Genomic DNA, 12,524 nt, shown 5'->3' on the forward strand with positions numbered 1-12,524 from the left:
CCCTCGCCCATGGTGCGCGCCCACGGGCTCCTCCATGCCGTGCTGTCATTGCCGGGGTCAGCCGACTTCCTTCTCCAGCGCCTTGTCGGCGGCGGCCTTGGACGGCTTCCACCAGGTCGTCACCGGCTCCCAGACCTTGACCTTCTTGCTCGCGCCCAGCTGCTTCAGGGTGAACGTACGGCCGTCGAGGTTGGGGTTGGCCGACACCGTGATCGTGTCGACGCGACGAGCCTCCGGGTCCTTCAGATCGGCGATGGTGCGGACGGCCGCGTAGACCGTCTTGCCCGCGCCGACCTTGTACGGGCCGCTCTCACCGGACGGCACCGGCTGGGCCGCTCCGTCCAGGTCGCCGAAGGTGACCACGGGCAGGCGGTCGATGGTGCAGGTGCGGGTGCCGGTGTTCTTGACGCTGATGTGCACGACCCGCGTGTCCTTCGCCTGCTTGGCGGCGAGCTTCAGGACCTTCGCCTTGCAGACCGGCGTCTTCGCGGCGGGCTGGGCGGCCAGTCCCTGCGGGGCGGCGGCGATGAGCAGTGCGGCGCCGGCGGTCGCCACGGTCGAGACGGTGAGGAAGGAACGGATACGCATCGGTGGAATCCCCCAGTATTGGTCACGTACAGGTACGGCACGCGCAAACGTGACGTCTGCCCAGTGTGACGTCCGGAGTGTGGGCGTGGTTGTACCGGACCCGTGCGTGTTACACGCCCGATGCTCAATCGTCGGCCCCGCATGAACTTCCGTCGTCCGGCAGTGTTCCGAACAGCAGGAACTCGTCCACCTTCTCGTGCACGCACTTCGAGGACCCGTACCCGGTGTGCCCCTTGCCCTTGTTGTCGAGCACGACGGCCGAGGAGCCGAGCCGCTTCGCCGTCTCCACGGTCCACCGGTAGGGGGTGGCCGGGTCCCCGCGGGTGCCCACGAGCAGCATCTTCGGGGTGTCGACGTCCCGTACCTTCTCGCGGATGAAGTCGGTGCCCGCGGGGCGGCCGTAGCACATCAGCACCTGGGTCAGCCGGTAGGCGCCGAAGACGGGGGAGGCGTCCTCGTATGCCTTCCGCAGCTCCTCCAGATCGTCGGTGATCCTCCTGGCGGTGGGCCGGTCGGGGTCGTCGGCGCAGTTGATCGCCATGAGCGCGGCCGGGTAGTTGTCCATCGGCACCTTCTCGGCGTCGACCAGCCCGGCGTGCGGTACCGGGTTGCCGGTGGCGGTGGGTTCGGCGGGCTCGTGCGGGCGGGCCGGGACCGCTGACCGGTACGGGGCCGTCTGCGGGGCGAAGCCGCCGCCCGAGAGGGCCATGACACCCCGGGTGTCGCCGTCGTGGACGAGCATGTTGAGCGCCTGCGTGAGCAGGGGCCACATCTGCTCGCTGTAGAGGGCGTGCCCGATGGCCCCCACCAGGTCCTGACCCGTGAGGTCCGCCCCGAAGTCCGAGGGAACGGGGTTCTCGTCCAGCGATTCGACGAGCGCGACGACCTGTTCGCGGGCCGAGCGGGCGTCCTGTCCGAACGGGCACGTCAGTTGCTCGGTGCACGCGTCGAGATAGTCCTCCAGCGCGGTCTGCTGGCCCGCCGCGCCCACCAGTCCCTGCTCGGTCAGCGGTTCGGTGAGGGTGTCCACCCCGTCGAGGACCATACGGCCCACCTTGTCGGGGAACTGCGCCGCGTAGACCGCGCCCAGCCGGGTCCCGTAGGAGAAGCCGAGGTAGTTGAGCTTCTTGTCGCCGAGGGCGGCCCGCATCACGTCCAGGTCGCGCGAGGCGTCGAGGGTGCCGATGTGCGGCAGCACGGGGCCGGAGTTCTTCCGGCACGCGGCGGCGGCCCGCCGCAGCGTCGCCAGTGCCGCCTGCGGATCGTCGGCGTCGTTTCCGTCGTCGGTCGCCTCCAGGGCCTTCTCGGTGCCGTCGCCGCAGCTGACGGGGGAGGAGCGGCCCACACCGCGCGGGTCGAAGGAGACGAGGTCGTAGCCGTTGGTGAGATCCATGAAGTCCGCGCCGCTGTAGGCGAGTTCGGGGACGCCGGGGCCACCGGGTCCGCCGAAGTTCAGCAGCAGCGAGCCGCGCGGGTCACGGGTGCCCCGGTAGCGGGCCACCGCCAGGTCGAGGGTGCCGGCCCGGGGCCGCGCGTAGTCGAGCGGCACGGTGATCTTGCCGCACCGCAGATCCCTGGGTGCCTCCATGCCTTCGCACGTCGACCACTTGATCTTCTGCCGGTAGAAGCGGCTCAGGTCGGCCTGCCCGGCGTCCTGCTGCTTGTCGGCGCCCGCCACCGTGGCCGGCAGTCCGGCCCCCAGCAGGGCCAGCACCGCGACCGCGGCTCCGGCGAACGGGCACCGTCTGTGCGTGGACCGCATGCGTGCCTCCAGGGACACCCGGCCGGGGCGACCGGGGACGACCCCCGGATCACCATAGGCGGCCCCTCGCGGCCACGCCTCCCAGCGGGCGGAACGGCCGGAACCGCCGTACTCTGTGCGCCGCACCGCCGCACCGCCGCACCGCCGCACCGCCGCGTCACCGTCGCGGGCGGGTCGCTCGTCCGTGTGAAGGGGACCGGCGGCCAGCCCTTCGCGCGGCGAGATCGACCGTTTCAGGCGTCGCGGGTGCGTTCGGGCGTTGGCGAGGATGCTGCGGGGCGCGGGTCCACCACCCGCGCCCGCGGCCGCACCAGGGCCGCACTCGCGTCAGCGAAGGAGCGCGCAGATGACGTCTGCGGGGCATCAGGACCTCGTCGTCACCCGGGCCACGCCCGACGACTGGGCGGTGGTCGCCCGATGGGCGGGCGAGGAGGGCTGGAACCCGGGACTCTCGGACCCGGCGTGCTTCTTCGCGCAGGACCCCGAGGGCTTCTTCATCGGTCGGCTCGACGGCGAACCGGTCTCCTCCGTCTCCGTCGTCACCTACGGCGCCGACCACGCCTTCCTCGGCTTCTACCTGGTCCGCCCGGATCTGCGCGGCCGGGGACACGGCCTCGCCACCTGGAAGACCGCGCTCGGCCACGCCGGCGACCGAACGGTCGGCCTCGACGGAGTGGTCGCCCAGCAGGACAACTACCGCCGGTCCGGCTTCGAGCCCGCCCACCGCACCTACCGGTACTCGGGCGTGATCCCCGAGGCCACCCCGCCCGACGGCCTCCTGCCGGTCCGCGACGCCGTGTCCCTCGCGGCCTACGACAGCCTCTGCCACCCGGCGGACCGCCCCCGCTTCCTGGAGCGGTGGCTGACCGCCGACGGGCACCGGGCCCTCGCCCGGATCGTCGACGGGCGGCTCGCCGGTTACGGCGTGATCCGCCCCGGCCGGGACGCCCTGCGGATCGGCCCCCTGTTCGCCGACACCCCGGCCGACGCCCGCGCGCTCCTCACCGGGCTCGCCGCCGAGGCCGCGGGCCGTGAACTGGCCATCGACGTGCCGGAGCCGAACACGGCCGCCGTGGCGCTGGCCGAGGAGTTCGGGCTGACGCCGTCCTTCGAGACGGCCCGGATGTACACCGGGCCGGTCCGGCCGTACGCGGCGGAACGCGTCTACGGGGTCACGACTCTCGAACTGGGCTAGACGACGCGGCCGTGCCCCCCGCCCCGGCCCGGGCCGCCGTGTCCGTGGTCCCGGCCGGCGGGGCGGTGGCGCCGCCCCGCCTGAACGCCCACTCCATACGCGGCTCGACGACGCAGCGCAGGACGGCCCGGACGGGCGCGGTGCACAGCAGGGTGATGCCGCCGGCCGCCAGGGCCGTCACCGCGAGCTGCCCGAGCGGGGTGTGGACCCACTCCACGGCGTACCAGTCCCGGAACCGCGCCCACTTGATCACGAAGCCGTGCAGCAGATAGCCGTACATCGTGCCGGCGCCCAACGCGCTGAACCACAGCCGTCGGCGCGGCACCCAGGCCAGGAAGCAGGCCGTCAGCAGCACCGCCAGACAGAACAGGGCGGGCGTGGTCAGCAGGCCCGCCCAGCGGGACACGCCCTGACCGGTGACGCTGCCCCGGTGGTAGAACCAGCCCGCGTCGAACCACGGCGCCACCAGGTAGGCGGCCAGGAACGCCCCGAGGCCCACGGGGAGCAGACACAGCCGCACCCGGCGGGTCCGCAGCCGCTCGAAGTGCCCGGCCCGCAGGGTCAGCCCCAGCACGAAGAACGGCAGGAACCCCAGCACGCGCTGGATGGAGACGTCGCCGCCGAGATCCGGCGAGACGGCCGCCAGCGTCGCCAGACCCAGCGCGACGGGCAGCGGATGACGCAGCATCAGCCACAGGGGCGTGGTCAGCCGCCAGACGAAGAGCGCGACCAGGAACCACATCACGTACCAGGGGTCCAGCAGGCTCAGCGGATAGCCCGGATCGTCCTGCGCCCAGCGGTAGAACAGCGTGTACGCCGTCTCGAACACGACGTACGGCAGCACCACCCCGGTCATCAGCCGCTTCAGCCGGCCCGGCGCCATGTCGAAGCTCCGCGAGAAGTAGCCGGAGATCAGGGCGAAGGCCGGCATGTGGAACGCGTAGACGGTCAGATACGCGGCCGTCACGGTCCGGCTGCCGTACGTCAGCGGCTCCCACGCGTGCCCGCAGGCCACCAGGACGATGGTCAGGTACTTCGCGTTGTCGAAGTACGGGTCCCGTGACGTCCGCCGCGCCCGTGGCCGGGCCCGCTCGGGTGGGGCCGACGGGCCCGGGCCGGTGTGCTGCACCAGGTCTTCGGACATCGGGGAGGGTCTCCGGGCTACGACGACGGAACCCGGACCGTCTGCCCCGTCCCGCCCGGCTCACTCCTGGCCGGTGACGACGCCCCCGCCTCCGGCGTGGAACCGGCGGTGCAGGGCCCGCACCTGCCCGGCCGGCTCGGGCACCGGCCCCTCGACCGTCACCCCGGCGCGCTCCGCCACGGTGAGCCGCGCGACCGACCGGCGGGCCGGCTCGAACTACGGGTGGCGGGTGCGGTCGCCCCCGGCCACCCGGTTGTGGTCCTCGGCCGGCACCGTGCCGTCACCGCCGACCAGGACCGAACCGAACGGTTCGGCGCCGGTCTCCAGCGCCTCGGCCGCGAGCTCGACACAGCGCCACAGGTACACCAGCGCGGGTTCGTCCGGCATGGTCGCCCACGCCTTCCTCGAACGGCTCGGCCATGTGTAGCGACCTGGACCCTACGTCGTGTGCCCGCGTCCCGGACGCTCGCGCGAGAGACACCCGGACAGCCCCGTCGGGCGGTCCGGCGCGACCGCGCGGGCGCGGGTCCGTAGCGTCCCCGACGCGGAGAAGCGGGCGAATTCCGTTGCCAGGGCGAACGACTGATGATGGAGTGAGCGGTATGGATCACGCTGCTGTGCTGGCACTGTTCGACCGGGACATGCGCGAGGGCGCCCACCCCGACGGGCCCGGCGCCCGGATCGAGCGCGTGGGCGGGGTGGTGCGGCAGGTCGGCTTCGAGAACGGCTGGAGCGGCGTCGTCTGGTCCGACCTGGACGAGGCGGGCGCCGACGCGGCGATCGCCGAACAGATCCGGTACTTCTCCGGCCTCGGCCGCGACTTCGAGTGGAAGCTGTACGGCCACGACCTCCCCGTCGACCTGGGGCAGCGCCTGCGCGACGCCGGGTTCACGGCCGCCCCGGAGGAGACGCTGATGGTCGCGGAGGTCGCCGACCTTACCCTCGACGTCGAGCCGCCCGAGGGCGTACGGCTGCTCCCGGTCACCGACCGCGCGGGCGTGGACCTGGTGGCCCAGGTCCACGAGAGGGCCTTCGGCACGGACAGCACCCGGATGCGCCATCAGCTGCTGGCCCAGCTCACGGGGGACCCCGAGTCCGTGGTGGCCGTCGTGGCGCTCGTCGGCGACGAACCGGTGAGCGCCGCCCGGATGGAGCTGCTCCCCGGTACGCGCTTCGCCGGCCTGTGGGGCGGCGGCACCGTCGAGGGCTGGCGGGGCCGGGGTGTCTACCGGGCCCTGGTCGCCCACCGCGCCCGCGTCGCCGCCGACCGGGGCTACCGGTACGTGCAGGTCGACGCGCTCGCCACCAGCCGCCCGATCCTGGCCCGCCTGGGCTTCGAGCCGCTCACGACGACCACGCCGTACGAGTACGCCGTGGGGAGCGCGGAGTCCCGCTGACCCTCCGGAGGCTCTTGTCGCGTCACAGATCGAGCTGGTACTCGACGGACGTGTGCGTGGGCCGGTAGCCGAGCGCGTCGTTGACCCGGCGCATCGGGGCGTTCTCCGAGGCGGTGTCGGTGAGCAGGGCGAGGCCGGGAGCCCGGCCGTGGGCGTACAGCACGGCCTCCGCCTTCATCCGGAGCCCCAGCGCACGGCCCCGGTGCTCGGGCAGCACGGCCGTACCGTAGTGCTGCCCCTCGTCCTGCTCCCGGCCGTCGCCGGGCAGGACGAGCTCCGAGAAGCCCACGACGGTGCCGCTCGACGTGTGCACCGCGGCCACGGTGTACAGCGAGTCGCCGCGCTCGGCGATGGCCTCGGCCGCGGCGACGACGCGCTCCACGTCCCAGACCACCGTCCCGTAGTCGGTGTCCCCCATCGGCATGTCGTCCATCGCGCGGCGCGACGCGGCGTAGCTCCGTGCGAGCCCGTCCGGCACGACGCCCGTCCAGCTGGTCAAGTGGTAGCCCGGACACGGCTGTTCGAGGATGCGCGTGAAGTGTCCGGGGTCGATCGTGGCGAGGTCGAGCCGGGCGTACGTCAGCGTCAGCACCGGGCGGAAGCCGCGCGCCGCCAGGAAGGTGCCGCCCGGGGAGCCCTGCTCGGCCTGGGCGATGACCGCGCGCCGGCCGTCGGCGCGTGCCGCGCACACGGCCGCGTCGAGGAGCGCGGTGCCCACGCCCCGTCGCCGCTCGGCGGGATGCACGGCGCCCTCCAGTTCGGCCAGGTGACTCTGCCCCTCCCTGGTGAACAGCCGCAGGAAGACGGATCCGAGAGGGACACCGTCCGCCTCGGACGCCAGCCAGGCGAGACGGTGAGCGGACGGGGTGGCGGCGGGATCGACGAGCTGGGTGACGCGCGGGGGCAAGGGGGCTCCGGGGCTGGTCGGTGGATGGCGAGGCCCGGTGACGCTAGCCGCCGGTCAGGACGTCCCGCAACGCGATTCAGGCGCACACGGGCGCCGTCCCTGGTCCTGGCCCTGGATCCTGCGGCCCCGCGTCGCGTCGGCGCCTCGGTGCCGCGAGGCCCGGTGCGGCCGGGACGATCCGGACGAGCCGTTCGGACCGGGTGAGCCGCGCGATCCGGACGAGCCGCCGGGGCCGGTGGACGCCCGCCGTCTGTGTCCGTTGTCCGTCCCGCTCTCACCGGGGCGACGTCTCGGCACGGTCCGGCCGGTCGGCCGTCCGCACGGCGGGGAGGCTCGGGTGCGTGGCGGCCCGCAGTGCCCGCCGGATCACCGACGCCGGATCCCCCTCGTGGTACGGCCGCTCGGACGCCTCGATGCCGTCGAGGAACTCCTGGTAGCGCAGGGCGTACGCGAGGTGGGCGAGAGGCTCGGCGAGCGCGAGCGCCCCGGTGGGGTCGCTCGACGGGGCGTGGGTCTTCCAGGCCTCGGTCCAGACACGGACGGCCGTCGGGCGTACCTCCTCGGGCAGGAAGTCGTACAGGCGCAGACAGTCCAGCACGGGGTTGCCCCAGTGGGAGTCGGCGAAGTCGACGACCACGGGCGGGCGGCCGTCGCTGCGCCAGTTCCCCGGATGGAAGTCCGCGTGGACGAGGGTGTCGGGCAGCCCGCACCCGGCGAGCCGCTCCCAGCGGTGCGTCAGCTCCCGGGCCCGGTCCAGCTCCTCGTCGTCGAGTCCCAACTCCTGGCGTCTGTCCAGCAGTTCGCGTACCAGCCCGCCGAGGGCCCGGTCCCGGCGGTCGCGCAGTCCCGGCGGGCGCCGGCCGGACAGTGCCGCCTGTGCGGCGACGAACCGGCGGACCCCGGCTTCGACCGTGGCGGCGTCGGCCGTCCAGCAGTCCTCGCCCGGGATGTGCTCCAGCAACACGCGCCGCTCGCCGGAGGCGAGGACCCTCGGCACGAGGTCCGTGTCCACCCCGGCGAACGCGGCGATGGCCGCGGCCTCGTCGGCGGCGAACCGCGGAGTCGCCTTGAGCCAGACCGGCCCGTGGGCGGTGGGCAGCCGGAAGAGTCCCGCGAGGTTCCAGGTCCGCCGCTGCTCGGCCGGCCCCGTCACCGGACGCCCCAGCGCGGCGAGTGCGCGCGAGGCCCAGTCCAGCAGTTCCCGCAGTCCGTCCGCCCGTGCCCACGGCGCGCGCAGGGCGTCGTCCGTCCGCAACAGGCCCTCGTCGACGTGGTCTCTGCGCAGGGCCCCGGCGCGGGGCCGTCCGTTCGCCTCCACGTGGTACGTCACGTGTCCGTCGCGCCCGCTCTCGCCGCCGTCCGCGTCGAGCAGCCGCAGGACGAGGACGGGAACCCCGAGCGTGTGCTCCAGCCGGGCCGCGACGGGTTCGACCTCGGCCCACCACGGGACGTCGACGGGGAAGGGGCCGGTGACGCCGAGGAAGTCCGCACCCGAGGTCACCCATGCGCTGAAGGTTCGACTCACGGCGACAGTCTGGGTGCCGCGGCGGGCGACGGGCCAGCGATTAACGCCGCGCGGGCCGGGACGGAAGGCGACGGCCGGCTCGCGGAAGCGGGCCGGCCGCCGTTACCCCTCGCGGGCGTCCTGTTCTACACCTGCGACGCGCGGCCCGCACGCTGGGTGCCCCTCGCCGCCGCGCCGGCGCACATCAGCCCCAGCAGGAGCGCCAGGCAGCCGATGATGATGTTGTTGACCACGACACCGGCATCGGGACTGTCGCCGACGATCCACGCCGCGATGATCATCCATACGCCCATCGCGCACATGGCCCAGCTCAGCCCGTACATCCTGTCCGGTGCGGCCGTGAAGCCGAGAGCCAGCAGACCGATGGCGATGCCCACGACGAGGTTGTGGGACGCGAGCGCCGGCTGGCTCGTCGTGTAGTGGAGGATCCACGGGGACACGGCGCAGTACAGACCGAGGAGGAACACCGGTCCGTCCACGAGTGCCACATCACGACCCCCCAGCATGCGGGCGAATCGGGCCTGCATTTCGGGTGCGTCGGGGTGGCTGGTGATGTCACTCCTGTGTGAGACGTTGGCCATGACTCGAACTCCTTTGAACGCTGCAGCCTGACCGCGTCCGGTGGGGTGTGCGGTGAGCGCCGCGTGCGTTCATTCTGCTCTTATTTTTCCCTTATGTGTAGTCGTCGGAGACGAGGGAAAGGAGGCGAACCCGCCCCCGAAGAGCGCCGACCGCTCCTCGGAGGCGGGTCCTGGCGGGGGCCGCGCCCTCGACCGGAAGCGCCCCGGTCGTCGGCCCCGCGCCTGCTTCTTCCGTGACCGGGCGGTGGAGGGATGCGCCGGATCACTCCCGATCACACGAAACGTTTGTGCGTCGAATACCTGTCCGCGCGAGTCTCAGTCGCCGCCGGCCTCGTCCAGGCGGCTCCGCAGCCGCCGCAGTCCCCGCCGGACATGGCTCTTGACCGTGCCGAGGGGCAGGCCCGTTCGCTCGGCGATCTGGAGCTGGGTGAGGTCCTCGTAGAACGCCAGGTGCAGGACCAGCCTCTGGGGCGCGGGAAGCCCGGCGAGTTCGGCGCGGACCAGCACCCGGTCGAGTGCGGCCTCGGGGCACGCGCGGTCGCTCTGCCCGCCGACGAGCGTGAGCGCGACGCCCGCCGAGGTCACCAGGTCCGCACGACGGGTCCGCGCGGACAGCGCGTCGGCGATGCGACGCCGGGCGATCCCGACGATCCAGGCTCCCATCGCGCCGCGCTCGGAGCGGTAGCCGTGCCGGCCGCGCCACACCCCCAGGAACACCTGCTGGGTGACGTCCTCGGCCTCGCCGCTGTCCCCGAGACTCCGCTGGGCGAGCGCGTGGACCAGCGCCGACCAGCGGTGGTAGGCGACGGCCAGACAGTCGTCGTCGCCCGCGACCAGGCCCCGTGCCAGTTCCTCGTCCGCGTGCACGGCGGTCGGACCCACAGGACTCACGAGGGCGGCTCCTCACGCCGGGCGGTGCGCATGCCGCCATCGTGCGAGCCCGCGAGGCGGGGCTTCAAATCGCATCGGTTCTGCATCGTATGATCGCCGCATGGCTGCGAACGGGGAGGAGAGCCCCGCCGATCCGGGACTGACCAGCGGTGCCCTGGCCCGGCGGCTGGGTGTGTCGCCCACGACGCTGCGGTCCTGGGACCGCCGCTACGGCATCGGGCCCGCGGTCCGCGGCGACGGCCGGCACCGGCGCTGGAGCCCGCGGGACGTGGCGGTGCTGGAGGAGATGTGCCGGCTGACGTCCGCCGGACTGCCCCCGGCCGAGGCGGCACGCGTGGCGCGCGCGGGGACCGGCGCCCCGGCGACGAGTGAGGCGCGGGAGAGGGCCGGGGGTGTGCGGCCGACCGACGGGAGCCCTCCCGTGCGGCAGCCCGGATCCGGTCGGACGTCGCCCCCGGGAGGCACCCGCGAGGAGTGCCGGGGCCTCGCCCGCGCCGCCGTACGCCTCGACGCCCCGGCCGTGGAGGATCTGCTGGCCGAGGCCGTCGGGCGGCACGGGCTGACGGCCGCCTGGCAGGACGTGATGGTGCCGACCCTGCACGCGGTGGGCCGCAAGTGGGCGTCGTCCGGAGACCGTTACGTCGAGGTGGAGCACCTGCTGTCCTGGCATGTCTCCACCGCCCTGCGGCGTCACACCCGGACACCGGCGCCCCGCCACGACGCCACCGCCCCCGGCCCGGTCGTCCTGGCCTGCGTACCCGGCGAACAGCACAGCCTGCCGCTGGAGGCGCTCGGCGCGGTGCTCGGTGAACTCGGCCTGCCCGCCAGGATGTTCGGCCCGGCCGTCCCCGCCGAGGCGCTCACCGCGGCGGTCGAGCGGCTCGGCCCGGCGGCCGTGGTCCTGTGGGCCCAGGCCCGCTCCACGGCGAGTCCGCCCCTGGCCGGTCACCTCGCCGCCATGCGCTGGGGAGTGAAGGGTGCCCGCCGGCAGCCGCTCGTCGTGCTCGGCGGCCCCGGCTGGCACGGGCGCCCCGCGCCGGGAACCGTCCGGCCGTCCTCGCTGGCGGAGGCGGTGGAGGCGCTGGCCGCACTGTACGGACGGGCGGCCCGGCCGGATCAGGAGCTGCGCCCGCGCAGGAACCTCTCCCGCCCCTCCGCCAGCTCGACGACCGGCTCCGGGTAGTCGAGCGCGGCACGGTCCAGCCCTCGCAGCTTCCAGGGCTCGTGCACCGCCGGTGCCGCGAGGTCCGCCAGTTCCGGGACCCAGCGCCGTACGTACTCCCCGTCCGGGTCGTACCGCTTGGCCTGGGTGACCGGGTTGAGGATCCGGTTGGGGCGGGTGTCGGTGCCGGTGCCGGCCATCCACTGCCAGTTGAGCTGGTTGTTGGCCACGTCCCCGTCGACCAGCAGGTCCAGGAAGTGGCGGGCGCCGACGCGCCAGTCGACGTACAGGGTCTTGGCGAGGAAGCTCGCCGTCAGCAGCCGGCCCCGGTTGTGCATCCAGCCCTCGTGGCGCAGTTGGCGCATGGCGGCGTCGACCACCGGATAGCCGGTGCGGCCCGCCCGCCACGCCTCGACCTCGTCCGGCGCGTCACGCCAACGGTCGTGCTTGGCGCGGTAGTCCGCCCGCGCGGCCGCCGGACGCGCGGCCAGCACCTGGCGGTTGAAGTCCCGCCAGGCCAGCTGCCGGACGAACGCCTCGGCGCCCGGACCGCCCGCCCGGCGGGACCGGTGCACGAGTTCGACGGGGGAGAGGGTGCCGAAGTGCAGATGGGGCGAGAGCCGGGAGGTCGCGTCGCCCGCCAGGTCGTCGTGCCGGTCCTCGTAGGCCTCGATGCCCGACCGCAGCCAGGCCGAGAACCGGCTGCGGCCCTCCGTCTCACCGCCCGCCGCCAGTCCGGGGGAGACGCCGGACAGCCCCGCGCGGGAGGGGAGGCCCTCCGAGCCGACGCCGTCCGGCACGCGTACGGTCCGCGGGGCGGCCGATGCCTCCCGCAGCCGCTGCCGCGACCAGTGGCCGAAGTACGGCGTGAAGACCGCGAAGTGGTCGGAGGAACTCGGCAGCACCGCGCCGGGGTCCACGGCGGACGTCACCGTGGCGTGGACGTGCAGGCGTACGCCCTCGGCCTCCAGCGCGCGCCGCAGCCGCTCCTCGCGACGCTGGGCGTACGCGCTGACGTCGGCCGCGAGGTGCACCTCGTCGGCCTCCGCCTCGGCGGCCACCTTGCACACCTCCTCCACCACGTCCCCCGAGCGCACCACGAGCCGGCCGCCCCGCTCCCGCAGCCCGGTGTCCAGGTCGCGCAGACAGTCGGCGAGGAACGCCAGGCGGTTGGGTGCGGCGAACCCGGCGCCGGTCACGGCCCGGTCGCGTACGAACAGCGGGACCACCTGCCGTGATCCGTCGAGCGCGGCGCGCAGCGGCGGATGGTCGTGCAGCCGCAGATCGCAGGTGAACAGGACGACCGAGACGTTCATGACGGGCTCCGGGGAGAAGAGGGAGGGGCGTCGGCTGCTTCCGGCCGGAGGCAGCC

At 73.9% G+C, this 12,524-nt stretch carries 11 protein-coding genes and 1 pseudogene; 3 read left to right on the forward strand and 9 right to left on the reverse strand.

What is annotated here, in order from left to right:
- Window positions 1-57: 57 nt before the first annotated feature.
- Complete coding sequence (locus ACFU5F_RS17670; RefSeq protein ID WP_383887813.1) at window positions 58-588, reverse strand: DUF4232 domain-containing protein; 531 nt, start codon at window positions 586-588, stop codon at window positions 58-60.
- A gap of 124 nt (window positions 589-712) precedes the next feature.
- Window positions 713-2,350: an alpha/beta hydrolase gene (locus ACFU5F_RS17675; protein WP_383887815.1), complete on the reverse strand. Its 1,638-nt coding sequence runs from the start codon at window positions 2,348-2,350 to the stop codon at window positions 713-715.
- A 346-nt stretch (window positions 2,351-2,696) separates the two neighbouring features.
- Between ACFU5F_RS17675 and ACFU5F_RS17680 the strand changes: the two genes are divergently transcribed.
- A complete protein-coding gene (locus tag ACFU5F_RS17680) occupies window positions 2,697-3,545 on the forward strand; it encodes a GNAT family N-acetyltransferase (protein WP_383887817.1) in 849 nt (282 codons plus the stop codon).
- Here the strand turns inward: ACFU5F_RS17680 and ACFU5F_RS17685 are convergent.
- The gene (locus tag ACFU5F_RS17685; protein ID WP_383887818.1) at window positions 3,523-4,689 is read right to left on the reverse strand and encodes an acyltransferase family protein; all 1,167 of its coding nucleotides are present in this window, start codon (window positions 4,687-4,689) and stop codon (window positions 3,523-3,525) included. The two genes, ACFU5F_RS17680 and ACFU5F_RS17685, sit on opposite strands and share 23 nt — an antisense overlap.
- A 60-nt stretch (window positions 4,690-4,749) precedes the next feature.
- Window positions 4,750-5,076, reverse strand: a pseudogene (locus tag ACFU5F_RS17690) (hypothetical protein).
- Window positions 5,077-5,291: 215 nt separating this feature from the next.
- Between ACFU5F_RS17690 and ACFU5F_RS17695 the strand changes: the two are divergent.
- Entirely contained in the window at window positions 5,292-6,086 is a 795-nt protein-coding gene (locus ACFU5F_RS17695) for a GNAT family N-acetyltransferase (protein WP_383887819.1), read from the forward strand.
- Window positions 6,087-6,108: 22 nt separating this feature from the next.
- Here the strand turns inward: ACFU5F_RS17695 and ACFU5F_RS17700 are convergent, their stop codons facing one another.
- From ACFU5F_RS17700 to ACFU5F_RS17715, 4 genes are all read right to left on the reverse strand, one after another.
- Entirely contained in the window at window positions 6,109-6,993 is an 885-nt protein-coding gene (locus tag ACFU5F_RS17700; RefSeq protein WP_383887821.1) for a GNAT family N-acetyltransferase, read from the reverse strand.
- 274 nt (window positions 6,994-7,267) lie between these two features.
- Window positions 7,268-8,518, reverse strand: coding sequence for an aminoglycoside phosphotransferase family protein (locus tag ACFU5F_RS17705; RefSeq protein WP_383887823.1), 1,251 nt, complete (start codon window positions 8,516-8,518; stop codon window positions 7,268-7,270).
- Between the two features lie 125 nt (window positions 8,519-8,643).
- On the reverse strand, window positions 8,644-9,099 hold the full coding sequence (locus ACFU5F_RS17710; RefSeq protein ID WP_383887825.1) for an SPW repeat protein: 456 nt from the start codon (window positions 9,097-9,099) through the stop codon (window positions 8,644-8,646).
- 315 nt (window positions 9,100-9,414) lie between these two features.
- Window positions 9,415-9,990 carry a sigma-70 family RNA polymerase sigma factor gene (locus ACFU5F_RS17715; protein WP_383887827.1) on the reverse strand — a complete coding sequence of 192 codons (576 nt, stop codon included), beginning with the start codon at window positions 9,988-9,990 and terminating at the stop codon, window positions 9,415-9,417.
- A 100-nt stretch (window positions 9,991-10,090) separates the two neighbouring features.
- Between ACFU5F_RS17715 and ACFU5F_RS17720 the strand changes: the two genes are divergently transcribed.
- Window positions 10,091-11,173: a MerR family transcriptional regulator gene (locus ACFU5F_RS17720; RefSeq protein WP_383887829.1), complete on the forward strand. Its 1,083-nt coding sequence runs from the start codon at window positions 10,091-10,093 to the stop codon at window positions 11,171-11,173.
- Here the strand turns inward: ACFU5F_RS17720 and ACFU5F_RS17725 are convergent.
- A complete protein-coding gene (locus ACFU5F_RS17725; protein WP_383887831.1) occupies window positions 11,107-12,468 on the reverse strand; it encodes a cryptochrome/photolyase family protein in 1,362 nt (453 codons plus the stop codon). The two genes, ACFU5F_RS17720 and ACFU5F_RS17725, sit on opposite strands and share 67 nt — an antisense overlap.
- Between the last annotated feature and the right edge of the window lie 56 nt (window positions 12,469-12,524).

It is taken from the genome of Streptomyces sp. NPDC057438, from assembly GCF_042802995.1.
Lineage (GTDB): Bacteria > Actinomycetota > Actinomycetes > Streptomycetales > Streptomycetaceae > Streptomyces.